We start from the raw sequence: 26,339 nt of genomic DNA, 5'->3' as shown, positions 1-26,339 counted from the left end.
CTGAATCACGAGAAAGGTCGTCGTGGGTAATCCGCTGGTCGCCGAGGTAAAGGACTCGACGAAGGCGTACACCGGCTCATCACTGCTGGAGTCGGCGTTCGATCTGAAATCGGCCATCGAAAGCGGCGACTGGGCCTCGGTGGCGCTGGGCGCGGTCGGGACCGCGCTCGACGCGCTGTCGATGGCGATGGACCCCTTCGGCGCGATCCTCGCGAACGGCGTCGGCTGGCTGATGGAACACGTCGGCCCGCTCAAGGAGGCGCTCGACGCGCTCACCGGCAACGCCGACGAGATCAACGCGAACTCCGAGACCTGGAAGAACATCGCGACCGAACTCGGTGAGGTCGGCGCGGATCTGGCCGGGATGGTGTCCGCCGATCTGCAGAGCTGGACCGGGGTCTCGGCCGACGCCTACCGTGCCCAGGCCAAGGACACGGTCACGCTGCTGGAGTCGGCGAAGGCGGGCTGCGAAGGCGCCTCCAGCGGCGTGAAGACGGCGGGCGAGGTCGTCGCCGCCGTCCGCGCGCTGGTGCGCGACATCATCGCCGAACTGATCGGGCACCTGATCAGCTGGGCGCTGCAGGTGCTGTTCACCCTCGGCATCGGGCTGACCTGGGTGGTCCCGCAGGTGGTCAACGCCGTGGCGAAGACCGCGAGCAAGATCGCGAACCTGACGAAGAAGACCGTCAAGGCGCTCCAGGCCCTGATGCCGCTGCTGAAGCGGGCGGACGACCTGTTCGACAGCGCGGCGAAGGCGCTGAAGAAGCTTCAGCCGGGCAAGGGCGCGCCCGCCCCGAAGCCGAACAAGCTGGACGAGGGCACGACACCCAAGAGCAGCCCCGACGGCGGGGAGACCACACCGTCCGGCGCGCCGCCTGCCAAGAACGATCCGCCGCCGGTGAAGTCCGATCCGCCACCTCCGCCGAAGAACGAGACCCCGGACGGGCCGACCACGCCGTCCGGCTCACCGCCACCGCCTCCGCCCAGGGACCGCGGCGCCCCCAAACCGGAGACGAACAACCGGATCAAGGACAACGAAACCACCCCGGGGGACCGCGTCCCGCCCAAGGACCGCGGTGGCTGCGGTGACCCGATCGACGTCGCGACCGGCTCGATGATGCTGACGCAGGACGACGTCGTGTTCGCCGGCGTCCTGCCGCTGACCGTTTCGCGGACGCACCTCTCGTCGTACCGGCTGGGCCGGTTCTTCGGCTCGTCGTGGGCGTCCACTTTGGACCAGCGAATCGAGATCGAGGACGACGGGCTGCACCTCGCGCTCGCCGACGGGACGCTGCTGTCCTACCCGGTCCCGCTTTCCGGTCGTCCCGTACTCCCGGACTTCGGGCAACGGCTCCCCCTGTCCAAAGTAGACGATGGATACGTCGTGTCCACTCCGGACGGGATGCTGTTCTTCTCCGGCCCAGGGGACACCCTTCCGCTGCGCGCGATCGCGGAGGGCGACGGTCACCGGATCTTCGTGCACTACGACGACAACGGCGTCCCCCGCGAATTGGAACACTCCGCGGGCTACCGTCTGCTCATCGAGTCGAAGGACGGACTCGTCACCGCCCTTCGGCTGCCCGGCGCGGAAGCCGCGCTTCAGAGCTACCGGTACGACGAGCGGCGCCGCCTGGTCGAGATCGTCGACGCCGCCGGTCAGCCCCTGCGGTTCACCTATGACGCCGAGGGCCGGATCGTGCGCTGGGAGGACGTCAACGGGCGCTGGTACGGATACGGCTTCGACTCCGAAGGCCGCGTCGTGCGGGCGCAGGGCACCGGCGGTTTCCTCGACGTCGACATCGAGTACGACCGGGAAAACCTGGTCACCTCGGTCACGAACTCGCTCGGCCACGTCACCCGCTACCAGCTCGACGAACTGCACCGGATCGTCGCGGAGACCGATCCGCTGGGCAACACCACCCGGTACGAGATCGACCGCTTCGGCAAACTGCTCAGCCGCACCGACGCCTTGGGCCGCACGACGCGGTGGGAAACGGACGACGACGGGAACGTCGTCACCGTCATCCAGCCGGACGGCGGCCGCGCGCTCGCGGAATACTCCTCGCCGGACCGCTGGACCAGCATGACCGGACCGGACGGCGCGATCTGGCGCCGCGAGTACGACGAGCGCGGGAAGCTCGTCCGTGCCACGGATCCGACCGGCGCCACCACGACCTACGGTTACGACGACGCGGGCAATGTCGCGGTCGTGACCGACGCGCTCGGCGGGGTCACCCGGATCGAGTCCAACGCGGCGGGCCTTCCGGTCGCCGTCACCGACCCGCTCGGCGGGACCACGCGGTACACCTACGACGAGTTCGGGCAGACCACCTCGGTCACCGACCCGCTCGGCGGGGTCACCCGGACGAAGTGGGACGGCTTCGGCGAGATCGCCGAGCAGATCGACCCCGACGGCTCCGTTTGGCGCTGGAATCGCACCACGGCGGGCTACACCGACGAAGCCGTGGACGCCCGCGGGCTCGCGGTGCGCACCGAGTACTCCCAGTTCGACCTGCCCACCGCCGAAATCGGCCCGGACGGCGATCGACTGTCCTATGTGTACGACACCGAGCTGCGGCTGACGTCGGTCACCAACGAACACGGTCTTTCCTGGCGCTACGACCACGATCCGGCCGGGAACCTGGTCAGCGAGACCGACTTCAACGGCCGCACCACCCGCTACGGCTACGACGCCGCCGGGCAGCTGGTGTCGCGCACCAACGGTCTCGGCCAGACGGTCACCATCGAACGCGACGCGCTCGGCCGGGTCGTCGGCCGCCGCGCGGGCGACGACGTCGCCACGTTCACCTACGACGGGGCCGACCGGATGATCTCGGCGCGCAACGCGCATTCCGAAGTCACCATCGCCTACGACGCGCTGGGCCGGATCGTCGCGGAATCGCTCAACGGCCGGGCCGTCCGCTCGGAATACGACGCCATCGGCCGTCGTGTCGCCCGTCGCACCCCGTCCGGCGCCGAGTCGTTCTTCGCCTACGACGCCGCGAGCCGCCCTGTCTCGCTGCGAACGGCCGGGCGTACCTTGCGCTTCGAGTACGACCCCTCCGGCCGTGAAGTGCTGCGACGGCTGGACGGCACGCCGATCGAGCTGCGCCAGGGCTGGGACGCCGCCGACAGGCTGACCTCCCAGACCGTTTCCAGCGGCCGGGGTGTAGTCCAGCACCGTGAGTACGGGTACCTGCGGGACGGGCTGGTCTCGTCGATTTCGGACCTGCTGTCCGGACCGCGTTCACTGCGGGTCGATCGCGCGGGCCGCGTCGTCGACATCCAGGGTCAGGGCTGGCGGGAGAGCTACGGCTACAACCTCGCGGGCGCGATCACGCAGGCGGGCTGGCCGGGCTCGGATCCGGCCGTCGGACCGCGGCACTACCAGGGCACCCTGATGACCGGCGCCGGTTCGACGTCGTACCTGCACGACACCGAAGGCCGCACGATCGCCCGCCGCAAACTCGGCGGGGACTGGACCTACCAGTGGAACTCCGACGACCGGCTGACCGGCGTCGTCACCCCTGACGGCGAGCGGTGGCTCTATCACTACGACGCGCTCGGACGGCGGATCGCCAAGCAGCACCTCGACGCCCAGGGCCGGATCCTCGAACAGATCGACTTCACCTGGGACGGCTCGAACCTCGCCGAGGAGATCCGCGGCGGCACCGCCGTCGTCTGGGATCTGGAGCCGGGCACGGAACGGCCGGTCACGCAGATCGAACGGACCCAGGGTCACGAGGCCCGCTTCCTCGCCGTCGTCACCGACCTCGTCGGCTCGCCGAGCGAACTGCTCGACGAGTCGGGCAACGTCGCCTGGCATCTGCACACCTCGTTGTGGGGCAAGGTGCTCTCGCCGCCGGGGCAGGCGTACACGCCGTTGCGTTTCCCCGGCCAGTACCACGACCCGGAAACCGGGTTGCACTACAACTTCAAGCGCTATTACGACCCGGACACCGGGCGGTACCTCTCGCACGACCCGCTCGGCCTCGAACCCGCCTCGGACTCGCTGGCCTACGTCGGCAACCCGACGGACATGATCGACCCGCTGGGGCTGGCGCCGACGAAACCGAAGAAGGGCACCTGCTCCAAGGGGGCGGGCAGGACGGGCGGCGGCAAGACGAAATCGTCGGGAAACCGGGTCACCAAGCCGAAGCCGGCGCCGGGACCGAAGAAGCCGCGGCGCCCCCCGCAGAGCTACCTCGACGGCACGCACGGCGCGAAGACCCGTGAGCAGAATCGGCTCACGGCGAAGTACGACAACGACCTCAAGACCGACGGCCGGGAGAAGGTCTCCGGAGCGTCCCACGAGTCCGAGCACCCGATCCCCTACGAGGCGATCGGCCGCGGCAGTGGCGGCGCACGGGGTTCGAGCCACGACCAGAAGGACCTGGAAAACCACGCTTGGGCGTATCAGGAGGCCAAACCCGCGCACAAGTCGCACATCGGTACCGGCAACAAGGGCGACCAGGACTTGACGGAAGGTTCGAACAACCCGAGCGCCTTCAAGAACAGCCAGTCCTACCGCGACTCCGAGCGCAACGCGCTGGAGATCGGTGACCCGAACACCGCGATCCAGCTCAACCAGCTCGACTACGCCTTCCGTGACGGGTTCAAGAACACCAACAACACCCTCGACGGCAAGATCGCGGACGACTCGTATCACAAGATGATCGACGACGCGCATGCCAGCGGTAAGGGCCTCACCTATTCGACCGGGCCCGGCACGACCGCGACCACCCCGCCGCTGTCCAGTCACGACGTCAAGGAACTGCACATGACCCGGGACACCATCCGGACCGGGGAGTGGCCCGAGGAGATGAAGCGGCAGAACCGCGAGACCTACGAGGAAGAAGTCGCGAGGATCCACGAAGAGACGTACAAGAAGCCGACCAAGGCGGACTGGGAAAAGCTCGAAGCCGGCGGCTTCGGGCCTCTCGACACCGGCAAGAAGGACCCGAACGCGATGGACGTCGACTGACCCCCGCCGCAATTAGTCACCTACTTGCCTGAACGCCTGCCGGCGCCTGGCCGCGCTCGGAGCAAGTAGGTGACTAATTGCGGCGGGTCTCAGGCGGCGGCGAGCGCGACGACGCGGTTCCGGCCGCTGTTCTTCGCCTGGTAGAGCGCGGAGTCGGCGACGTGCAGCAGCCGTTCCAGCACGGTCCCGCCGGACGGGTAGACCGCGGCGCCGATCGACACCGAAAGCCCCCGCACGACTCGGGGCCCCGAAGCGGTCGCGACCTCTACCTCGATCGCCATCACCGCCTGCCGGACCCGCTCGGCCACGGGGATCACCTCGGTCTCCGTCGCGCCGGGAAGCAGCACGACGAACTCCTCACCACCGAAGCGGCCGACGGAGTCATAGTCACGTACGTGCTCGGAGATCGTCTTCGCGACGACCTTGAGCACGACGTCGCCCGCGAGATGCCCGTAGACGTCGTTGACCTGCTTGAAGTGGTCGAGGTCGAGCATCAGCACCCCGAGTTTGGTCTTCGCCCTGGCCGCCGACGACAGCTCCCGTTCGCTCAGCGCGTGCCACGCGTGCGCGTTCAGGACGCCGGTCTTGCCGTCGATGTTCGCCGCGATCTCCAGTTGCCGCACCAGCACACTGCGGTGCAGCACCAGCACCGGCAGCAGGACGAACGGGACGAGCGCCGGCGCGTGCACGATGCCCAGCGCGGTCGAGGTCCCGAGCACCAGCGTCGTGACCTCCAGCAGGTTGTCGTCGCCGGTGCCGAACAGCGAACGCGGCGACCGGCCCCCGGTGTGCAGGTAGACCGAGAGCGCCACGATGAACGCGTTGACCGCGGTGAACACTGCCGCCGCCTCGACGATCTTCAGGGAGCCGGCGAATCCGACGGGCAGTCCGTTCCAGCCGGAGACGATGGCTCCCGCGGCCAGGCAGGAGATCACGATCGCCGCCGCGCAGTAGACGACGCGGTAGGCGGGGCGGTGGCTCATCCCTCGCCACACCCGGAGCCAAAGATGCAGGTAGATGAGCAGTCCAAGAGCGAGCGCGAGCCCCGGTGGCAGGACGAGCACCCCCGCGAACGTCCACACCGAAGTCATGTTGATGTGCGGTCGGTCACAAAGCGTGCGCCGCAACCGTTCCACCGAACGCGAAAGCTCGGCCTGCAGGAAAGCGAGGCCGAGCAGTGATCCAAATCGGACGAATTCAGTAGTCTCGTAGTTCGATCGGAGCAAGGCGATTACGGCGACTGCCGCCGCAAGTCCTTCCACCACAAGAAAAACCGCAGGCACGCCGCGTGGTCCGGACCATAACTCCCAGCGCCGGACCCAGGCTCTCAGACGTGTACCGGCCCCTTCTCCGGCGAGTTCCGCATCCCCCATAATCATCGTCACCGGTCCCCCTTCCGTACACATTTCAATGTATCCGAGGTAGTACTGAGGGTGGCTCGCGTCAATTCCGGAACACACAGATGGAGCAGTGGGAGGGAGGACCATCATGAACGGTCGCGAGGACTGATCCCACCAATTCAGCCGGTCCGGCTCCCGGCCGGGAGCCATACATCGGGTCCGGTGGCGATGGCGCGTTTCCACGCCATCGCCATCGGTCCCGCCGAGGCGACGGCCACCGTCGCGACCACCCCGACGGCCACGAACGGGCCGGTCAACTGGGCTAGAGCGCCCGCGAGCATGATCCCGATTCCCTGCACGGTCACCAAACTCGTCGAGGTCAGACCCATGACCTGCGCACGGACGCCGTCCGGCACCGCGCGGGCCATCAACGCGACGGCCTGCAGGTGGTACGGCGCCGCGAAGGCCCCGCTGAGCCCGATCAACACGAGACAGATCGGCAGCGGAGGGCGAAAGAAGACAAAGACCAAAGGAACGACGGATGCGATGGCGAGAATGCCGACAACTCGCGTTTTTCGTCGCGCCGGAACCCATTTCGTGAAGATCCACGAGCCTATTACCGAACCGACCGGATCCGCCGCGAGAATAAGACCGACCGCGAAACTCCCCGCCCCGAGCCCGACGGCGAGCGGCGCCGCGAGCCCTTCCGGCGCGATGGCGAATCCGGCGAGCATCTTCAGCCCGAAGAGCACCCGGATTCCCTTGCCCTGCCACAGTTCCCTGGCGCCTTCACCACTGAAAGCCCGCGCCAGCCGGCTTTTCACCGAAGATTCCGTCGCGGCGGGCCCCCGGCGACGAACCCCTGTGGACACCAACAGCGCCGAAACCACAAAGGTCACCGCGTCGATCACCAGTCCCCAGTAGGGTGTCACGAGCCCGATGACCAGTCCGCCACCGCCGAATCCGGCGAGCTGTGCCGTTTGGATGGTGATCGTGCGGACCGCGAGCCCGGCGACGTACCGCTCGCCTTCGAGGACGTCCGGAAGCAACGCGAGCTGCGCCGCCCGGAACGGGCCGCCCGCCATCGTCAGGATCACCAGCAGCCCGGCCAGCACCGAGAGCGGCATCCCCGGTACGGCCATCAGCGCCGCGATCGCCGCGCGCAGCAGGTCGCAGACGATCATCACCGTCCGCCGCGAGTACCGGTCCGCCAGCCCGGCGAACAGGGTGCCGCCGATCAGCGTCGGCAGATACGTCAGCCCGTAGGTCAGCCCGGTCAGCCCCGCCGACGCCGTTCTTTCCCAGACCAGTACCGACAACGCGACCCTGGCCAGCTGGTCACCGGCCTGCGAAAGCGCCTCGGCCGCCCACAACGCACGGAACTCGCCGACCGCGAAAGCGGCCTTGAACGCGGTGCTCCGAGCGGAATCCCCCTTCTCCATGAGCCCCTCCCCCTGGCTCAGGGTAGTCGATCACTTCCGCAGTGTCAGCGGCCATCCGGATCACGACGTCCGTCAGTGTCCACTGTGGACTGACAGTTGCGCGTGCTCCACGGCGGCGCGGGCGAAGGCCTGGACGAGCGGATGCGGCCGGGTTCCGTCGCCGGCGAGTTCGGGTTGGAACAACGTCGCCAGGAAGAAGGGGTGCTCCGGCAGTTCCGCGATCCGCGCGTCGCCCTCGCCGTCGAATCCACTGAAGACCAACCCGTTCGAGGCCAAGTCGTCCAGATGCCGGCCGTCGAGACCGTACGAACAGTGATACCGCTCAACGGAACGCTCCGCCCCGAGGATCCGTGCCGCGAGCGTGTCCGGCGTGACGTGGATGACGCCCTCGTGCCCGACGAGCGAACACGCCAACGGGACGATCAGCTGCTCATGCGCATCCGGCGCGTTCTCCGCGTGCCCGATTCCGCCGAGGCCGCAGACGTTCCGCGCGAATTCCAGCAGCGCGTGCTGGAAACCGGCGCAGGTGCCGAGAAACGGGATGCCGTGCTCGCGGGCCTCTCGCACAGTGGCCACCGCGCCCGCTTCGGACCGATAAGGACTTCCGGGCACCAGCCAGACGGCGTCGAAGCCGGTGAGCCGGCCGACTGCGTCCGTCGGGATCCAGTAGGCGTCGAGTTCGAGGCCGTCGCGTTCGGCGAGACGTTCGAAGAGCATCGGAATACGGACGTGGGAGCGGACGCCGTCCGAGCGGTCGCCGACCAGCGCGACCCGGGCTGTCTTTTTCATGCGGCCATCGTGACCCCCGAACCGAGTTCAGCGCCAACGATGATCCATGCTGGGTTCATAAGCGATACTGATGACCATGGAGACCCACCTGCTCCGCACGTTCGTGGCGGTGGCCCGCGGCGGCTCGTTCTCGCGCGCCGCCCGCGACCTCGGCTACACGCAGTCCGCGATCTCCCAGCACATCGCCGCGCTCGAACACGACCTCGGTACCGCGCTGCTGACCCGGCGGCCCGTCGCCCCGACCCGGGCCGGGGAACGGCTCCTCGAACACGCCGGTCCGCTGCTGACCCGGCTCGACGCCGCCCGTGCGGACCTCGCCCGGCTCACCGCGGCGCCCACCGGCCGGGTCGTCCTCGGTCTGACGCCGTTGTCCCTCACCGCCGAAGTCGCCGCCGCCGCGCATCGCGGTACCGAATTGCGAGTCCTGGGCCGTGAAGACGTTCTGCCGGAGGTCGCGAGGGGCTCACTCGACCTCGGTCTCGTCGACGGGATGACCGCGCCGAGCGATCCGCTCCCCTTGCCGGATGTCGGCCCGCTCACCACCACCGTCGTCGGCGAACGCCCGCTCGCGGTCGCGGTGCCCTCCGGTCATCCGATGGCCGGGCGGACCGTCCGGCTGGCCGAACTCGCCGACGCGGGGTGGATCGATGCGCCGGACACCGCGATTCCCTTGGAACGCTTGAGAAAGTCTGCCTCGACCGACGGTTTCCGCGGTCGGCTGCGGTACGCCGGGACCGACGTCCGCGGCCTGCTCGGCCTGGTCGCCGCAGGCCAGGGACTCGCGCTGCTCCCTACGGACGTGATCACCGGCGTGGACGCGCTTCCCCTGTCCTCGCCGCGCGTAGTGCATCGCACCGAACTCGTGCACGGCGACCCAGGCGAGGGCTCCGCGCTGGCCGCCGCGCTGACGGGTCAGCGGCCGTAGCCGTAGCTCATCATCTCCTGCGCCATCTGCATCGCCAGCGAACTCGCCACGACGGGATCCATCATGCTCCGCAGCCCCTCCGTGGTCCGGTCCCGCGCTCCGGTGTCGGACCGCGGCTGCTCCGGCGGCCTGGTCTCGGCGGACGGCAGGGCGACGACCCGTTCCTTGGCGGGCTTCTTCTTCGTCGCGGGCGCTTGCTGCTTCACGGTGACCGGGACATAGACGGTCACCGGGGCGGCCTGTGGGGCGGGCGGCGCGACCGGTGGCGCCGCCTGCTGGGTCACCACGGCGGGCAGCGGCTGCTCGGGCAAGGCGGTGTCGCCGACCGGCGCGAAGGTGAAGGTGCCGGCGAACCAGCCGATCGCGAGCAGCGCCACCCCCGCTCCGCCGACCAGCCAGGACCGGGCGCGACGATGGATGACGACGGCCTTGGGCCGCAGATCCTTGTCCACGACCGGTTCACACACCGGGGGGCGCACCGGCATCGGCTCGGGCTCGTTCTCCGGGCTGCGCCGCCGTTTCGGCAGGCTCGCCGCGATGATCCCCGTCCGGTCCAGCAGTTCAACGGTCTCGACGGGCGCGGAGAAGGCGGCGTCGGTCGACGGACGGCGCTGGGCGGCGCGCGGCATGGGGACCTCCGGAAGCGGAATCACGAACTTGAGCATTGTGGTGCATTTCCGACGCCGCCGTAAGTAACGCACCCCGATCGAGTTATTCCGAGCCGTCCGGGGCACGGAGGGTTACTCCGTTCAGAGCCGCTTCATTCCCAAGCGTCCCAGCAGGGCGAGTGGCCGCTGGTAAAACGAGCCGAGCACGCGGGGAATCGCGTCGATGGCATACGCGTCCGGACCGATCAGGATGCGCGCCGCCCCCCGTTCGATACCACGCAAGATGGTCTGCGCGGCCTTCTCCGGTGTCGTCCTCGCGATCTTTTCGAATCCTTCGGCGGCTTTGTCGATGTCCCGCTCGACGCCGCCCCGCGCGTCACGTGCGATATTCGTCTTGATGCCACCGGGATGCACGCAGCTGACCTTGACCGGATGCCGGGCGATCAGCATTTCCTGCCGCAGCGCCTCGGTGAACCCCCGCACCGCGAATTTCGCCGCGTTGTAAGCACTCTGCGTAGGAACGCCGATGAAGCCGAACACACTCGACAGGTTGACGATGTGCCCGTCGCCCGAAGCGATCAACTGCGGCAGAAAGGCTTTCGTGCCGTTGACCACCCCGCCGAGGTTGATCCCCATCAGCCAGTCGAAGTCGTCCCAGGTCATTTCCTCGACCGTGGCGCCGAGCGCGACCCCGGCGTTGTTCACCACGACGTTGGCGCCGCCGAAATCGACGGCGACCTCCTCCGCGTGCGCGAGAACGGCGTCACGGTCGGCGACGTCGAGCTCGTACGCCTTCGCGGTCGCGCCCGCCTTCTCGCACTCCGCGACCGTGCCCGCCGCACGGATGGCGTCAACATCGGAGAGCGCCAGCCGGGCGCCCCGCCCAGCCAGTTCGATCGCGAGCGCCTTGCCGATTCCCGAGCCCGCGCCCGTGATCACCACGACCTTGTCCGTGAACGACTTCATACCCGCTCCCAACCAGCTCGACTGTTACCGGAGGTAACACATACTACGGCTGTGAGCTTGCTGTGCGTTGAGCGATTCGAGCTGTGTCCGCGCACCGCTTATGGTGATCTTTGACCGGACAGCCGTGGACGAGCGAAAGGAAGGCTATGCGCAGCGCCCTGTTACTCGTGCTCTGTGTCGTTCTGTCCGGTTGCTCCGCCGCGTCGGATCCTGCCGAGACCGACGCCGGTGGAAACGCCGCCACGGTGGCGGTCACCCCCGCCGCGCCCCGGACCAATCCGGCGATCGGCGCGCTCTTCCTCGACGGGTCGCATTTCTGCACGGCCAGCGTCGTCCACAGCGCCCCCGGCGACCTCCTGCTCACGGCGGCGCATTGCCTCCACGACGGCGAAGGCGGCGAGTACGCGACAGGGATCTCGTTCGCGCCCGGCTATCACGACGGTGTCGCGCCGTACGGCTATTGGGACGTCTCGGATCCACAGGTTCCCGAAGGCTGGGCCGATTCCTCCGATCCGGACCTGGACGTCGGGTTCGCGACCGCGCGGCAGGCAGGCAACCCGAAGACCCTCGAAAGCGTCACTGGCGCCAACACGCTGCTGACCGGTGGCGGGTTCGACCACCCGATCACCCTGACCGGTTATCCCGACGCACGGGAGGCGCCGGTCGTCTGCCACGGCATCAGCAGCCAGGCCGACACCTACCAGATGCGCGTCGCCTGCCCCGGCTTCACGACCGGCACCAGCGGCGGCCCGTGGGTGGTCGGCCCCGACCCGAAGACCGAACTCGGCACCGTCGTCGGCGTGATCGGCGGCTACCTGTACGGCGGGGACGATCCGGACACGTCCTACAGCAGCTACTTCGACACCGACGTCGCCACCTTGTACCGGAAGATGGACGCACGGGGATGATCTCCCCATGAGCATCCACGACGTCCCGATCACCGGCGAGCCGATCCGCCTCGGCCAGTTCCTCAAGCTGGCCAACCTGGCCGAAGACGGTTCGCACGCCAAAGACCTCCTCGACGCCGAAGAGGTCACGGTCAACGGCGAGGTGGAGGTCCGGCGCGGCCGTCAGCTGACGAACGGCGACATCGTGGAGGTCGGCGGCGAAGGCGGCCGCGTCGTCCTGGCCTAGGCGGGCGACGTCGCACTGTCCGACAAGACCTCCTCCCCTCGGGTCACCACCAGCCGACTCGGCTTGATCTCGTACGTGTACGCCCCTCTGTGGGCTATGTAACCGTCCGCGGTCCGCTGTGCCGGGATCTGCAGGTGGTATTCGTCCGTCACCGGTTTGCCCTTGCCCTGTCCGTCGTAAAAGAGGCGGCCCTCGGCCGTTTCGCAGACGGTGACCAGATGTCTCTCTGTCTGTAATCGAATCCTGAGTACGCCCTCTCCACCAGGCAGGAATCGAGCCACCTCGGAGGGGCAAGGGCTCCCATCCGAAGTCCGGAACCCGTTCAACTCGGGCCGGCCCTCTCTGGAATGCGACTTCATGCCTCCGCCGATGGCGGCCACGATGAGAGGTATCACACAGAAGAGCACCGTGAGAACCGCCAAACCCAGCACCACGAAGATGCCGACTCCGCTTTTCGGCCGGAACGGCGGGGGCGAAGCAGGCCGATGCGGTGTCCCGGACGGCGGACGCGGGGCACGCGAACGTGGCGGAGGAGGTGGCGGCGGGGCGGTGGCGTATCCCGTCGGTGGTGCAGCACGGCGAGGCTCCGAGTCCGCCGTCGGCGGCGCCTGCGGCCGCCTCGGCCGATGACTCCGTACGATCGTCACCTCTGACGCCGTCGTACTTCCGGCCTCTCGTTCGCAGCGTCTGCACGTCCGGGACGGACCGTCGTTGATGGTGTCGCAACCGTCGCAGGACCACTTCATGACTGCTCCCTCCCTCAATCCGGAGGGCCGGGGAAGCCACCGTGTCCCAGTGAGCGGAAACCAACCCAATCCGGCGTTCCCGGAATGCGGGCGAAATCGAGCTGCGGGAGCAGGGGCTTCTCCGGCCGATCCGGTCGTCGACGGCCGGGACTCGCGGGAGCGCCACCGTTCAGAGGTGAAACCGGGCTCTCCCAGAGCATCTGGAGCGCGTCGGACAACACCTCGTTGACCACTGGCCGCGACTTGTCCCGCACCGATTCCCGGCCGGGGTTCACCCGGGCACCAGGCACCGCTCGACGGACGACGCCCGGCGACGCGGGCGACGCGGCCGTGATCGAGCCCGTCAGGACGACCAGGTCGTCCCAGATCGAAGCCGGGAAGTGCAGGACGACCTCCCCCGACGGCTCGCCGTGCGCTGCCGCCGCCCAGCGGAACGTCAATCTCGCCTGGACCTCGTCCTCAGGGGTCGTGACATGGCCGAGCCGGGCTTCCGCGCAGTTCACGAGTGGTATGTCCAGATGGACACCCGCCGCATCGACGGTCACTCGCTCACGGTTCCAGCCCACCGTCACACCCAAACCGTGCAGGATCGCCATCACAGGCTGTTCGCGATGGTGTTGATGATCTCGCTCATTTCCCACTCCTCCAGGCCCTCACCCGCGTTGGAAGGGAAGAACAAGGTGTTGTTCCAGTCGTCCGCGATCTCCGGCCAAGGTGAGATCTCCGGCGCGAACAACAGCAGCCGCTTCGCTGAGTTGTCCATGACGGAACGCTGGCTCCGGGCGTGCCCCCACTGTTCGAACAGTTCGTCGATCGAATCCGGGACCGACGTCGGGTAGGTGGCGGCCGCCCGTTGCCTGGGCGATCCCAGCGGATGCGCCGGGGCGTCGGTGAAGAGCACGACCACGTGCCGCCGTCGATCGAGGCCGCGTTCCCAAGGTGCCTGCACCGCGAGGGCGAGCGCCTCGAGGCCGGATTCCGGAATGTCGCCGCCGCCATCGGCCTCCAGGCCATGCACGAACTTGTCGAACTCCACCGAACGGTCGGGCAGCACGAGGAAGTCCGTCTGTTCAAGAGCGTCTTCGGCACAGTCTCCGAAGTCCCGGAACGCGATGACCTTCAACCTCAGCTGACTGATGGCCTTGCCCTTCGCCCGCATCTCGGCGATCAGCCTCTCGTGGAAGGACAAGGCACTCGCCTTCACATCATCGAGGACGTGCGCCATGCTGGCGGTGGAGTCGATGCACAACACGATGTCGACCGCGTACTTCAGGGCCTCATGGGGCTGGCTCATGGAGATCGCCTTCTCTCTAACGATTCGCGGAAACGTTGATCCGCAATCGAGACCGTTTGATGTCCACAAGGGACTTGTCATTGAGCGCGAGCAGAACGTCCGCTGCCGTCGGCCTGGAGCCGGGATCGGCCCCGAGCAGGGCCTGGATCAAGGCTCTCGCCCGGTCGCCCAGCTTGGTGTCGAGCCGGACATCCGCTCCGGCGTTGACCGCTTCCGCGACGGATCCGTGGGCACCGACGAACCCGGGTGGCGCTCCGGTGAGGTATCCGTGCAGCATCAAGCCGAAGGCGAACATGTCCGCGGCAGTGGTCAACTGGACCGGCCGGATCGACGGGTCATCCTTCAAGTAGCGCAGCAGTTCCGGGGAGGCATAGCCCGCGTCTCCACCGATCGTGTCGCGATCCGGTGGCGAACCCGAGAGGTAGGCGTCGTCGAAGTCTATGAGCTTCGCGGTGTAGAGGTCGCTACGCGGCGGCCGGTGCAAGAGCACATTGTCCGGCTTGAGATCACCGTGCACGATGTTCTGGCGGTGAAGCAGGGCCAGACTGTCACCGAGCGTTCCGAGCAGTACGACCTTCTGCTGAGTCGAAAGTGCTTCCGGCGGGGGCATCGGCACCGGCCTCATTCGAGCCGTCACCTTGTAGTACTTGGTTCCCACACAGAAGAAGTCGAGTGCCGTGACCAAGTTGCCGGCGTAGGGATCGGTCGGGTCGAGATTGTTGATCACCGCCCAGTGCCTGCACTCGAACTCCTCGCACTGCTTCCTCCGGAGCCGCTTGGACTCTTCATCGCCCATCGAGTTGCGACCAGGACGTTTCGGATCAAGGAACTCCTTGATGAAGTACTCATGCCCGTCACGTTCCGCGAAGGCCCAGAGGCACTTTCCGGCTCCGTCGTTGGTCGGCTTGGTGACGACCCGATAGCCGTTCAGGCTGTCGCCTTGCTTCATCGGTCTTCCTCCTTGAACGGCATCCGGCGTTCGTAACCGGACCTGTAGCGCTCCCAGGAACCTTTGCGGGCAGCGACGAAACACTCCCTATCCGTCCCCGCCTCCGCCGCCCGCAACGGCTCCCAGAACTCGGCCCTCACCAGGCCGAGCCGCGCGGCATACTGGCCGCGCAGGTCTTCGAAGTCACGGAAACCCAAGGCCACCAAGGAAAGAGAAGCGTCATCCCCCGTGTACGAGCACACCGTCTCGATAAGGTTGCTCGCCCAGTGGTCGAGGTCTACCGCGGTGCTCAACGACCTCAACAAGAAGTACTCGAAGTCGGCCGGGCCGCGCACGTATCCGAAGAAGCCGTCTGTCGCACAGAGCAGCACACAGGGTGTCCGTGCGCCTCCGTGCGCGGAGTTGACCACGAACTGCCTGTCCGCGGAAACCAGGTTCGTCATCGGCGGGTCTTCGATGAGCAGGGTCAGTGCGTCGGCCGAGTCGGTGTCGTCGAGCGACAGTTGCTGCAGCCCGGACTCTTCAAGCAGGTAGCAACGCGAGTCCCCTGCCCAGAAGACCTGCCAGCGGACGGCGTCGTCACCGACCTCGTAACGAATCGACGCGAGGGTCGTCGGCAAGGTCCGCCGCATGCTGCCGCCCAGCTTGCTGGGATTCCCGATGGCCATCTGACCGAGCCGAAGGTCGAGCAAGCTCTTCAGACCGGCAGCGTCGAGGTCCGCGTAATCCTCGGCGACACGCACGTACCACTCTTCCGTTGCTGCTCTGGCCGTTCGTGAGCCGACCCAGGCGCCCGTCCGTTCGCGGCCGTCCGGCGTCAGTCCCGCACCCGCCGAACCCGCTCCACCCGCGCCGTCGAAAACCGCGATGAGGCCTTCGGCAGCGTGATTTCGATGAATCAGCAGAGGTTCCGCGTCCTCACCCGCACCCGCCTTCCGTTCGGTCCAGACACCCAGCGCCTGGACCCCCTGCTCCTGCCATTGCCAGTACGCGGTACCCGAACTCTCGGACGCGACTACCTCCACGTTCGCTCCCTCAAGCGTCCGGATCGGATCGTTCCGGCCTTGGTCCCAGGCCACGGACCCGGTTCACCGCCTTCTCCGGCTCAGGGGCTTCCGGTTGACCGGACTGCGAACGCACCTGTTCGTCGGGTGCCTGGTCAACCACGGGTGCGAGAGAACCGGCCAGCCGAGACTTACGTTTCTTGGGGCGTTCCTCGATCGGCTCACCGAGCAGCCTGGCGGTCAGCTTCTTCCGTTCCTCTCGGAAAGCGAACGGCTCGGCGCCTTCGCTGGGCTCAAGAGCCTTCATCGTCCTCAGCATCAGCTCGGCTTCATCAGCTCTCGCGGTCGCTTCGAACTCCAGCAACTGCGACGGGTCCCCACCACGTTTGGCGAGCCACTGGGCGTACATCTCATCACGACCGCCGCGGACGACATCGGCCATCGGCTCGCGTCGCATCCGATCCATCCTGATCGCGCGGCTCGTGTCGTGGAACTCCGCGCTGCTCTGCTCGACAGCGCCACCGGCGTGGAGCTCGACGAGATAGCCACCCAGGTAGACGGCGGCGTCTCCGGTGAATTTCTCCAAGTGCGCGTTCAGCGCGGCCTCGGCTTGGTTGAACTCCGAGATGTCGTATTCGCGGGCGACCTGCCGCATCAGCCTGGCCATCTGAAGCCTGAGCGATCCGGTCATGTCCCGCACTCTGCGCTTCGCGATCTCCGCGGGGTTGTGTACCCGGCAGGTGAAGCTGACGGTCGCGGCGAACTGGAACGAGGGATCCGCACTGGGAACCCGCTCCTCCAACCTGAGTCCGTAGTTGCCGAGGTCGATGAGGTACGAACGGTGGTACTTGCCGAGCCGGGCTTCGGGAACGCGATCGCCGGCGGCGATCACGAGGGGCGGCCCTTCTTCAGGCTCCAGCACGAGGCTGGTCCCGAGCCGTGGCGCGGCGATGGGGGTGAAGACCCTGAACCGGGGAAGCTCGCGAAGCTCGAGAATCGGGTCGTAGGTCACGGGGGGCATGAAGGCTCCGTTCAAGCGGGTACAGATAGCTCGCGCAGGATTTCGAAGGCGGAAGTGGAGGGATCCCCTTCGGAATCGGCCCACTGTTCGAGGTGGTACTCGAGGCGCTCACAGTCCAAGTCGCTGAGACCGGCGACCGTGAGAATCTGGTTCCGGACCGCCCGGAAGACGCTCGGATCACGATCCGCCAGCCTCAGCCACTCGCGCAACGCGTCCAACGCCATAGGCCTGACCTGGGCGTTGGCCAGAGCCCTCGCCCAAAGCTCGGCGAGCTCCCTCGGCGCGTTCACCGCGTTCGCGAGCAACGTCGGCAGCCCGGGCCGCCGGACTGGGACCACCGTCTTTTCCGGCTCGGCGCGGCTCGCCGGGTTCCTGGCGGCGAAAGTGAACGCCACCAGTCCCTTCTCCACCAGCGCACTCTCGTCCTGCCGAGCGGTCCAGGCGAGCAGTGCCCCGAGAACCTCAGTGAAGGAGCCATCGTCGAGGAGGTGCAGGATCCCCACGGCGATGACCTCCAAGGAATCCCAGTCGTCGTCCTCCGCCAGACGCTGCAGGACGCCCAGCGCCCTGCTCGGGTCGTCCAGGCCCCAGGGGCTGCCGGCCACCAGTCCTGCCGTCGAGGCCATACGCCGTTCGTAAACGTTCTCTGGTGCTTCGGCCCAGTCCTGCAACAAGGTCCAGATGGCGTCGGTGTGCTCGGACAGCGCACCGACGACACTCAGTGCCAAGGCGATGCTCTGTCTGAGCTGAGCCGTTTTGCTCCGTGCCCATGGCCTGAGATACCGGTGCATCGCGTGCTGGAGATCGCCTGACGCGATGATTCCGACAGCCGTCCCGGCTCTGGCACGCACTTCGACGTCCTGGTGTCCGCACAGGTTCTTCAACCAGGCCAGAAGTACCGGCCGGTACATGTCGTACTCGTACCAGATGTGGGTGAGCACTACCGGCTGTAAACGCGGGTTACGAAATTTCACCAGCTCCGCGGCTCCCAGCCCATCGCCGGCTTCGAGCTCGATCCAGGGATGGTCTTTCCGCAGCGTCCCCCGGAAGTGCATCGGCTCTTCGTCGGGTGCGTCGGGAAGTCTGGTGAAGAGTTGCGCCGCGGCGTCGGAAAGCGTGAGGTAGCTGCTTCCCTCGAGTACGGCGACCGCGAACACGAACGCCAGCTGGTCGTGCCTCTTGTGTTCGGAGAACCACTCCCGGACCAGTTCCCCGGGCCTGTCGAGCCTCGCGACCGCGTCGCGCAGATCGCCACCGTCGCTGACGACCCTGATGACCTCGGCGGCGAAATCGACGGCGAACTGCGGTTTCGGCCGGGCATCCAGCAACGGCCTGGCACCCGCCTCGGTCAGCTGCCGCTTGATCACCTCCCGCTCGAACAGACCTGTACGGCACAAACGTTCCGTGACCACGTCGAAGGAATACGGTGCCGCGAGGTTCTCGACCACGAAGTCCGTACGCCAAGTGGCCTGAGCCAGCTCATGGCTGAGCGGTTCGGTGAGCACGACCAAGTAGGCACCGGCCGTCTCCAGCCTTTTGGAAACGGCGTCGAACCACGTCTCGCTGAGCAGCCGCAACGAGGCGTCGTCCCGCGGGACGAGATACCCGGCCGCGTCATACGGCGGAACCCAGGTCCGGTCCCCCAGGACCTCCAGTGCGTCCAGCTTGTACAAGGCCGGTTCGTCGACGCCGAGCGCTCGCCGCAGCAGTTCCAAGGCCGCCGTGCGCTGGCCGAGCCCCTCGGAGGTGGCGAGGGTGACGACGCGCTTTTGGTGGAGCACCCTCATCGCCCGCCTGAAGCCCGCCGGTTCGACGAACGCCACCGTGTACTCGGCGATCTCGGCGACGTCGATCGCAACGAGGGTCGCGCCGGAGCTTCGCTTCCGGCTCTCGCCGGCACCACCGATGATGAAGTCGCGGCCCGCGTGCACCTCGGCGGCGAAGTAGTTGATCGTCGTGTCGCCGTGACCGCGGGACCGTCCGATCCACTCGTTGATGATCGCCTGTGAACGATCGCTGTCCTCCCAATCCGGGCCTTCGCCTTTCAAGGCGCGGAGAGCGTCCTCCTTGGTCCGAGGCTGTCCGGAGTCGTTTTCCGCCTCCGGAGCCTCGCCGTACCCGCCGGTGTCGGGCGGCAGGTTTTCGCCACTCTCTGTCGTTTCCATGGTTTTCCGCGGATCAGTCGTTGTTGATGACGAAGTCACGATGGGCGGTGACCGGGCCTGCGAACAGCGTGTTGGCGGTCATGCCCGCGGTCTTCGACCCACCCGGGCCGTCGGCCTTCTTCTCCGGCGCCGGACTCCCAGGGGGACGGGCGAAACCGGGAACCCGGACCCATGCGGGTTTGCCGATTCTCGCGACGGTGATCTCCTGGTACTGCGCCGCGTCGGTCTCATCGGGGTGATGGCGGATGACATCGTGGAAGAGACGTTCCGAAGCGATGACCACGCATTGGGCCCGCTGAAGCTCCTTGAAACGGGTCTTCAACTCTTCAGCATCAAGCAGGCGGAACGCCGAATTGAGCGCGTCGCCGCCGTAACCGTGCCGATCACGGTGGATCTCGCCGACGTGGAGAGCGATCCTGAGTCGCAGCCAGTCCGAGAGCGCGTTGGATCGGTTGTGTTCCTCCAAGGACCTGACGAGTTGCCCGAGGAACGTCCCGGCCAGGTGGATCTTGGGAACCGCCGAGTCGACGAGGACCATGACGCCGTCACCTCGATCCTCCCTGACCTGGTGGCGCTCACTCACCCCCGCCTGTTCGAAAGCTGCGTCGAGGATCTCGTAAAGCGCCTTTCTGGCTTCCATCTGAGCCGGGTCGAGCAGCTTGGTCGAACCCTCCACGTCGACGAGCACGATGGATCGATACTCGGTGACCGGCGGTTCCGATTGGTTCATGAAGACCAACTTTTGACTCCACTCGCACGATTTCTCCTGCAACTGGCGGCAAGTTTCAAAGGCCGAAGCCCTCGATACAAGGACAGAATCAGGACAACAAGGTGACGTGACCGAAGAAAGTGACAAAAAGTGGACAAATATCTGCCCTCCGGGCCAGGCGCGGCCGACCCCCCTCGAGCCGGCCGCCTCCTGGTCCCATCAGCCGAACAGAACGCTCATCAGCACGAGCAGCAGATGCGGCTCCATCGAGTTGTCACCTCCCCTCTGTTTTCGCCGGTCCAGGCATGCCGGGTGGTCAACCGAGAGAAACCCCGATGAGAAGTCCGACGAATAGCGAAAACACACACAACTTGAGCACCACATTCGCACCGCACATGACCTTCACCGATTCACCTCACGGAAGAGTCGGAGATCCGTATTATTCGAGCCGCAGGCCTCGTCGAATCATTGGATCAACTCAATGAGAAGAATTTATGACAGCGAGCGGCCGCGTTCCACATCAGATGATGCGGAACGGAGAATTCATGAACCAGGCCGGACGAGCGAACGCAGCCGGTCGGTTTCGATGACCATCCGGCCCCTGCCGGTGTGAAGCGCGCCGACGTCACGGAGATCCTCCAGGATCCGAGTCACCGAGGGCAGGGACGCGGGCACCATGTCGGCGAGTTGCTGCTGTGTGAGCGTGACCGGCACGCGGGAGTGAGTGTCCTCGGAACGAGCGTCCTCGGCGATCGAGAGCAGGCAGAGAATGGTGCGCTTGCGGACATCGAGCCGGTACTGCTGCCGTTGGTCGTCACTGTCCCTCAACCGGGCGACGGCGGTTCGGAGGACGGTCCAGGTGATTCCGGGCCGCGCGTGACACAGTTCCACGAATCGGGCGGCCGGAAGCACTAGGAACACCGAGGCGGACAACGTCCGCACCGTCGCCGAGGCCGGCGATCCGTCGACGGCCGACATCTCACCGATCAGCTGCCCGGGCCTTCGCCTGGCCAGGATGGTGCGAATACCGTCCGCGTCCTGGCGGAACACCTCCGCCGAGCCGGTGCACAAGAGATGGACGGTGGACGACGGTCGGCCTTGCCGACAGATCTCGGCCGCGCGCGGAACCGATCTGGGTGTCCCTGCGGCGCTCATCGCTCGCCGGTCGTCGAGCGACAAAGTCGCCCAGAAGGCGCCCGGTTCGCTCTCGGGTACCGGGTCCCGCCACGTCGGACCATGGTTCACGGCATCGTCCATTGGACGCCGTACCCGAACCCAGGCAACAGGTCGCGGAACACGACGCGGAGCTCGCCCGCCTTGTCGGGCAGCAAGATGTCACCCGTCGGGGCCTCCTCGTCGAGGTCTCGATGGAATACCTCTTCGACTCGCCAGATCCGCAGGGGTTGATCGACGAGTCCGAACCGAACCCGGAGATCGAAGAGGCCGCACCGCCGGGGCGACGTGTACACGTAGTGCTCACGCATCGCCTGTCCTTCGGGAATCCGGTACCTCATCCCGTACTCGTGGCGTTCCCCCGCTCGGAGTGGCCTCGGCAGCGTGAGAACGAACTCGAAACGGCTGCCGACCGGGCGCCTTCGGCGAAGGAGCGTCCCGCCGTAAAGGACTTCCGCCGCCAGATCCCGGTCTCTGTTCTCGGCGGCGGACACCGTCGGCAGGCTGAGCGCGACGACGATCTGGTCGAGGTCGTCGCGCTCGGCGACGATCGTGCGCCTCTCCAGCGCCTCCGGTGCGCCACGGTCCAGTATCAGGACCGCGCTGAACTGCTCGACGTGGAAGTCGCTCTGATCGTTATCCGGCGGCGGAGGCGGTGCGCTGAGACAACGGGCCGCCACCTCCGCGAGTTGGGCGATGCCGTCGTCCATCCGGCGACGGACGGTTCGCTCGTCTCGTCCGATCCGCTGGGCGAGCCAGGTGATCCGCCCGGTCAGGAACCGGTGTCGAGCAGCGGGATGGAGGGCGACCGCTGCCGAGGCGGCCACTCGCAGGTCAGCGGGCAAGGAGGCCGCCACGTCACTGAGATGCCGCAGGAGCTTCTCTCTGATCTCCGGCGCCTGGTCGTCCGGCTGGATGCGGCAAAGCTCGCGCAGGGTGGGGCCTATCCGCTGAGTGATCTCAGCGGAGAAGACCCCCCTCCCTTTGCGCAGAGCTCGCAATTCATCAAGCAGGCCGGTGTAGTCGGCCGCCATACTTCCCCCTCTGGCACCGTCTCCTCGAACCAGCAATCAAACCAGAGAGGACACACCGAGAGGGACCGCATAATCGCCGTTAGGTCGAATATCGTTGACGAGCGGACGACAGGATCACCCGGTCAGCCCAACAGGCGAGGGAATCGGGAAATGTTCGTGATTCCCGCCCGTTGCCGGCATGGCATTCGCGCGTATGGATCACGTCACCGATCAGCGAAGCCCGGCAGCCTGAGCGCCTTCGCGAGGTCTTCGAGTTCGCGGTGCACCGGCTCGTTCAGCGGGACACCCAGCGCTTGGCACTGTTCGAGGTACTGCGCTTCGCGCCAGCCCGGATAGCGGACCGGGGTGCCGCCCTCCCAGCCGAGCAGGCTGCCGAACAACGCGCTGGCGGCCTTGTAGAAACCGTCGGCGCTGCGCAGCGTCGTCGGCGCGATGGCCATCACCATCAGGCCGGTGTCGTGATCGTGGTCGCCGACACCCGACAGCACCCCGGCGAAGATCTCCACCAGCAGGGCGAATCCGGCGATGGCGGCGCTGTCGACGTCCGCCAGGGTGTCCAGGTCGAGAACGAACTCGGGGTACGCGCCGGCGGGGGCGGCCATGCCGAGCGGGTTCGCGGCCGTCCCGTGCTCCCCGCCCGCCGCCATGACGAGCCCGATCATGGTGTGCGGCAAGGCCCTCGCGGCATGGTGCCCGGCGCGGCCGAACGGCCCGACGCCGCGGACCGACATGAGCCCGACGCCGTACCGGCCCGCCCGGGACACCGCCCGGTCCATCGCGTCGCCGACGGCCCACAGCCCCGGCGCGCGGCGGTAGTCGATCAGGGCGGCGGCGCCGCGGTCGGCGATCATCAGCGGTTCGGCCCTCGGCCGCACCATGCCGTCGACCAGCATCGGCAGATGCAGCCGGGTCAGTTCGGCGACGCCGGATTCCGGCGTTCCGGTGAGATCGCCGTGGCACAACGCCTCGGCGGCCATCCTGGCACGCGACCACGGCAGGTCGTGCGCGGTGAAAATCTCGGTGACCAGGTCGATCAGTGCGTCGATCGGGACGCGCTGCCAGACCTGTTCCGGAATCGGGGAGGGCTCGGCCGGTTCGGGGATCGGCTCGACGGGCGCACGGCGAAGAGAACGGGGTCTGAGGGGCACTCCGTCGAGGGTGCCCAAACGCGTTTTTCGGCGTCAACGAACCGGGGCAGCTTCTAACCGACTGTGTGATCGAAGCGCCCGGAAGCGTCGGTGGGCGGACGTACCATCGGGGCATGTGCCGGAACATCACCACGCTTCGAGGCCTGGAGCCGGCGGCGACGCCGGACGAGATCGAGGCCGCCGCCCGCCAGTACGTCCGCAAGGTGTCCGGGGTGCAGAGCCTGTCCGACGCCACCCGCGAGCCGTTCGAGGCCGCCGTCGCCGAGATCACCGAGATCACCCGGCGGCTGCTGACCGAATTGCCCGCACGTCGTCAGCCGCCGACGACGGTGCCGCCGTTGCGCCGTCCCGAGGTCCAGGCGCGAATCGCGGCGAAGGCCGCGAAGAGTCAGGCGTCCTGAACCAAGCTCCGGCGGTTACGGTGAGCCGGTGACATACCCGCAGGACCCCTACGGTCAGCAGCAGCCCTACGGTCAGCAACCTCCGTACGGGCAGCCGTACCAGCAACCGGGTTACGGGTACGGCCCGCCGCAACCGCCGCAGGAACAGGGTCTCGCGATCGCGGCGATGGTCGTGTCGATCGCCAGCCTGGTCGCCTGCAGCGGGCTGCCGTCGATCGCGGGCGTCATCATGGGGCACATCGCGCACTCCAAGGCCAAACGCGGGGAAGCGGGCGGTCAGGGGATGGCGCTCGCGGCGATCATCATCGGCTACGTCGGCGTCGCGATCGTCGTCCTGCTCTTGGCCTTCTTCATCTTCATCGGGATCATGACCGACTGGGACTTCGACTAGGCACCCTCGAAGGAGGCGCCGCGCGTCCATGCGTGATCCAGAGCGTTCCGGCCGATGCCCGTCAGATACCCTCGACAGCGGTAGCGTGTCCGAGCGGCCGAAGGAACATGTCTTGAAAACATGCGAGGGCTCTGTCCTCCGTGGGTTCGAATCCCACCGCTACCGCCAGTCTTGAAAACGAAAGCGCCCCAGGTTCGCGAACCTGGGGCGCTTCGTGTCACGCGGGCACCAGGGCCCAGACGGTCTCATCGCTACGGCCGCCCAGGAAGGGCCGCTGTTCCAGGAGCGAAGCCGTGCCGTTGTTGACCTGCCGCACCGCCAGGTTGCTCGCCCGGTTCACCAGCCCGTAGCGCATGTCGGCACTCTGGAGCAGCTTCCACTGCTGATTGGTGGCCGAACCGCAGTGCGTCTGTTCGAGCTGCGCGCCTTCCGCGGTGCTGCCGGAGACCGGCCGCAGGCACTGACCGCTCCGCTCGTTGGAGATCTTCCAGTACCCGCCGCCCGCGTCGGTGAGCCTCCACTTCTGGCCGTTGTCGTTCTGCCTGGCCACGTTGGTGATCTTCGCGCCGGCCGACGAAGAGCCGTCGACCACCGCCGCGCTGTTGCCGTTGGTGGCGACGGCCAGGTAGTACTTCACGCCCGCCTTCGGGCCGGGGTCGGCGACGGGGTTCAGGGTCCACTGCTGGTTGGCCGCTCCGGTGTAGGGCTGCTGGACCAGCGGGGCCGGGTACGCGCCGCCGTCAGTGACCGCGTAACCCGTCAGGTAGTTGAAGATCGCCACGCGGCCGTTGCCGAGCGGCTGGAACGCCCACCGCATGCCGTTCTGGCCGTTGCAGTTGTACTGGAGGATCTGCGTGCCGGGCGCCGTCCCGCTCTGGGCGCTGTCGGCGCACAGCTGGCTGTTGGCGTTGACGAGCTGAAGACCGGTGTTGTACCCCAGGATCCACTTCTGGCTCAGGGAGTCGTTCCGCGGCCGCTGGCTGAGGTTGGCGAGGCCGCCGGTCGACGAACCCACGACATCGATGGCGTTGCCGTTCGCGCCCGTGATGACGTAGGTCTTCCCACCTTGGGCGTGGCCGTCGTCGTTGTCGGGGGTGTCCTTCTTGATCAGGAACGCGCTGTTGGCCACGTTCCAGTGGGTGGCGAGCCAGCTGCCGGGGGTGGGGTTCGTGCTGAAGTAGTCGTCGTGGCCGCAGTCCAGCAGCCGGTCGAAATCGCGTTCCGTGCAGTCGAAGGACTGGGTGTCGCCGTAACACATCAGGTCCCATTCCTGGGAGCAGTGCCCGCCGCCCTGGTAGTGCGGGGCACCCGGCAGGACCGCGCCGAGCATGTGGCCCAGTTCGTGGGCGGCGGCGTTGACACCCCAGCAGGGGACGGCGATCTCCGTGTAGTGCCGACCGTTGTTGAAGGCGTTGGCGGGGCCGGGCTGGTCGTCGCTGTCGCCCCACGTGCCGGCACAGGTGTGCGGGTTGTCGGAGAACAGCATGTAGTCGCGGTCGGCGTGGTAAAAGCCGGCCTGGATGGCGCGGTCGCGGATCGCGCCGGACTGGTACGTGCCGTCGGGCACCACGAGGTTCGCGACGGCGACCTGGCAACCCGCTCCCGCGGTCGTCACATAGCGGAGATGCCTGCTGCCGCCGGTCGCCGCGGCGCTGTCGTTGAACGAGTCGTCGATCCCGGACGCGTAGGCGCGCAGGGACGGCACGACGGTCGCGTACCGGTCGGGCTGACCGGCCTCACGGACGTAGACCAGCTCGACGCGTTTGCCGGAAACCCCGTCGCCCTCGCAGATCACCGGGTTGGCGGCGATCTGCGCCTGAGCGACGGCGGGAGCGAGCGGGGCCACCGGGGTCGCGCCGGGCGGCAACGGACGGCTGTGATCCTGGGTGGCGGATTCATCAGATGCCGCGGCCCCCGCGGTCTCCCCTGCAAGCAGGCCACAGATGAGGCCGACGGTCACGAGCAGGCCGGCGGATCGCCGTTTCGCCTTGGACAAGGGCTCTTCCTTTCGCGATGGAGGAATACGCACTTCTCGATCTGATCGCACCAAGGAAGCTAGAGGTCGGATGTATAGACCACCAGGCAGAACGACCGGCAGACTGCCATTACTCTTCCG

23 protein-coding genes and 1 tRNA gene are annotated in these 26,339 nt (G+C 67.2%); 7 read left to right on the top strand and 17 right to left on the bottom strand.

The features are described 5' to 3' along the window. Positions 1-22: 22 nt before the first annotated feature. Entirely contained in the window at positions 23-4,984 is a 4,962-nt protein-coding gene (locus H074_RS13840; RefSeq protein WP_007030672.1) for an RHS repeat-associated core domain-containing protein, read from the top strand. An 89-nt stretch (positions 4,985-5,073) separates the two neighbouring features. Here the strand turns inward: H074_RS13840 and H074_RS13835 are convergent, their stop codons facing one another. The 3 genes from H074_RS13835 to H074_RS13825 form a co-directional block, all read right to left on the bottom strand. Further along, entirely contained in the window at positions 5,074-6,249 is a 1,176-nt protein-coding gene (locus H074_RS13835; RefSeq protein ID WP_007030671.1) for a GGDEF domain-containing protein, read from the bottom strand. Between the two features lie 254 nt (positions 6,250-6,503). Continuing rightward, positions 6,504-7,766, bottom strand: coding sequence for an MFS transporter (locus H074_RS13830; RefSeq protein ID WP_007030670.1), 1,263 nt, complete (start codon positions 7,764-7,766; stop codon positions 6,504-6,506). A 72-nt stretch (positions 7,767-7,838) separates the two neighbouring features. Continuing rightward, positions 7,839-8,555, bottom strand: coding sequence for a CTP synthase C-terminal region-related (seleno)protein (locus tag H074_RS13825; RefSeq protein WP_007030669.1), 717 nt, complete (start codon positions 8,553-8,555; stop codon positions 7,839-7,841). Positions 8,556-8,631: 76 nt separating this feature from the next. On the opposite strand from H074_RS13825, the gene H074_RS13820 reads away from it, so the two are divergent. Next, positions 8,632-9,480 (top strand): LysR family transcriptional regulator, encoded by an 849-nt coding sequence (locus H074_RS13820; protein ID WP_235096754.1) that lies wholly within the window; start codon positions 8,632-8,634, stop codon positions 9,478-9,480. On the opposite strand, the gene H074_RS13815 is transcribed toward H074_RS13820, so the two are convergent. Then, positions 9,468-10,133, bottom strand: a complete 666-nt coding sequence (locus tag H074_RS13815) for a hypothetical protein (RefSeq protein WP_235096753.1) — start codon at positions 10,131-10,133, stop codon at positions 9,468-9,470. The genes H074_RS13820 and H074_RS13815 overlap by 13 nt on opposite strands. 96 nt (positions 10,134-10,229) lie before the next feature. After that, positions 10,230-11,054, bottom strand: a complete 825-nt coding sequence (locus H074_RS13810) for an SDR family NAD(P)-dependent oxidoreductase (RefSeq protein ID WP_007030666.1) — start codon at positions 11,052-11,054, stop codon at positions 10,230-10,232. 146 nt (positions 11,055-11,200) lie between these two features. Between H074_RS13810 and H074_RS13805 the strand changes: the two genes are divergently transcribed. Both H074_RS13805 and H074_RS13800 read left to right on the top strand, forming a co-directional pair. After that, the gene (locus H074_RS13805) at positions 11,201-11,962 is read left to right on the top strand and encodes a trypsin-like serine peptidase (RefSeq protein ID WP_007030665.1); all 762 of its coding nucleotides are present in this window, start codon (positions 11,201-11,203) and stop codon (positions 11,960-11,962) included. 7 nt (positions 11,963-11,969) lie between these two features. Then, the gene (locus H074_RS13800; RefSeq protein WP_007030664.1) at positions 11,970-12,188 is read left to right on the top strand and encodes an RNA-binding S4 domain-containing protein; all 219 of its coding nucleotides are present in this window, start codon (positions 11,970-11,972) and stop codon (positions 12,186-12,188) included. On the opposite strand, the gene H074_RS13795 is transcribed toward H074_RS13800, so the two are convergent. The 11 genes from H074_RS13795 to H074_RS13745 form a co-directional block, all read right to left on the bottom strand. Next, positions 12,185-12,622 (bottom strand): hypothetical protein, encoded by a 438-nt coding sequence (locus H074_RS13795; protein ID WP_007030663.1) that lies wholly within the window; start codon positions 12,620-12,622, stop codon positions 12,185-12,187. The two genes, H074_RS13800 and H074_RS13795, sit on opposite strands and share 4 nt — an antisense overlap. 326 nt (positions 12,623-12,948) lie before the next feature. Beyond that, positions 12,949-13,479 carry a hypothetical protein gene (locus tag H074_RS41270; RefSeq protein ID WP_200865775.1) on the bottom strand — a complete coding sequence of 177 codons (531 nt, stop codon included), beginning with the start codon at positions 13,477-13,479 and terminating at the stop codon, positions 12,949-12,951. Between the two features lie 50 nt (positions 13,480-13,529). Next, positions 13,530-14,228: a vWA domain-containing protein gene (locus tag H074_RS13785; RefSeq protein ID WP_007030661.1), complete on the bottom strand. Its 699-nt coding sequence runs from the start codon at positions 14,226-14,228 to the stop codon at positions 13,530-13,532. 16 nt (positions 14,229-14,244) lie between these two features. After that, on the bottom strand, positions 14,245-15,177 hold the full coding sequence (locus tag H074_RS13780) for a protein kinase domain-containing protein (protein ID WP_007030660.1): 933 nt from the start codon (positions 15,175-15,177) through the stop codon (positions 14,245-14,247). Then, complete coding sequence (locus tag H074_RS13775) at positions 15,174-16,202, bottom strand: protein phosphatase 2C domain-containing protein (RefSeq protein WP_235096752.1); 1,029 nt, start codon at positions 16,200-16,202, stop codon at positions 15,174-15,176. The genes H074_RS13780 and H074_RS13775 overlap by 4 nt, the downstream gene beginning before the upstream one ends. A 10-nt stretch (positions 16,203-16,212) precedes the next feature. Next, complete coding sequence (locus H074_RS13770; RefSeq protein ID WP_063705370.1) at positions 16,213-17,202, bottom strand: hypothetical protein; 990 nt, start codon at positions 17,200-17,202, stop codon at positions 16,213-16,215. A gap of 11 nt (positions 17,203-17,213) precedes the next feature. Beyond that, positions 17,214-19,367 (bottom strand): hypothetical protein, encoded by a 2,154-nt coding sequence (locus H074_RS13765; protein ID WP_007030657.1) that lies wholly within the window; start codon positions 19,365-19,367, stop codon positions 17,214-17,216. Between the two features lie 13 nt (positions 19,368-19,380). Further along, positions 19,381-20,223 carry a nucleotidyl cyclase domain-containing protein gene (locus H074_RS13760; RefSeq protein WP_235096751.1) on the bottom strand — a complete coding sequence of 281 codons (843 nt, stop codon included), beginning with the start codon at positions 20,221-20,223 and terminating at the stop codon, positions 19,381-19,383. Between the two features lie 396 nt (positions 20,224-20,619). Beyond that, positions 20,620-21,231: a Crp/Fnr family transcriptional regulator gene (locus H074_RS13755; protein WP_235096783.1), complete on the bottom strand. Its 612-nt coding sequence runs from the start codon at positions 21,229-21,231 to the stop codon at positions 20,620-20,622. 86 nt (positions 21,232-21,317) lie between these two features. Further along, positions 21,318-22,283, bottom strand: coding sequence for a hypothetical protein (locus H074_RS13750; RefSeq protein WP_007030654.1), 966 nt, complete (start codon positions 22,281-22,283; stop codon positions 21,318-21,320). A gap of 203 nt (positions 22,284-22,486) precedes the next feature. Continuing rightward, entirely contained in the window at positions 22,487-23,431 is a 945-nt protein-coding gene (locus H074_RS13745; RefSeq protein WP_152521411.1) for an Ldh family oxidoreductase, read from the bottom strand. A gap of 113 nt (positions 23,432-23,544) precedes the next feature. Here H074_RS13745 and H074_RS13740 point away from each other — a divergent pair, with 113 nt between their 5' ends. The 3 genes from H074_RS13740 to H074_RS13730 all read left to right on the top strand — a co-directional run bounded on the left by H074_RS13740 (position 23,545) and on the right by H074_RS13730 (position 24,391). After that, complete coding sequence (locus H074_RS13740; RefSeq protein ID WP_007030652.1) at positions 23,545-23,832, top strand: DUF2277 domain-containing protein; 288 nt, start codon at positions 23,545-23,547, stop codon at positions 23,830-23,832. A 28-nt stretch (positions 23,833-23,860) separates the two neighbouring features. Continuing rightward, positions 23,861-24,223 carry a DUF4190 domain-containing protein gene (locus H074_RS13735; RefSeq protein WP_007030651.1) on the top strand — a complete coding sequence of 121 codons (363 nt, stop codon included), beginning with the start codon at positions 23,861-23,863 and terminating at the stop codon, positions 24,221-24,223. Between the two features lie 79 nt (positions 24,224-24,302). After that, positions 24,303-24,391: transfer RNA gene (locus H074_RS13730), tRNA-Ser, on the top strand. A gap of 49 nt (positions 24,392-24,440) precedes the next feature. Here H074_RS13730 and H074_RS13725 read toward each other — a convergent pair. Beyond that, entirely contained in the window at positions 24,441-26,219 is a 1,779-nt protein-coding gene (locus tag H074_RS13725; protein WP_007030650.1) for an RICIN domain-containing protein, read from the bottom strand. Positions 26,220-26,339 lie beyond the last annotated feature (120 nt).

Origin of the sequence: Amycolatopsis decaplanina DSM 44594, assembly GCF_000342005.1 — a bacterium.
Lineage (GTDB): Bacteria > Actinomycetota > Actinomycetes > Mycobacteriales > Pseudonocardiaceae > Amycolatopsis > Amycolatopsis decaplanina.
The sequence above is the reverse complement of the archived record's forward strand: the minus strand, read 5'-3'. Positions and strand labels throughout refer to the sequence as shown.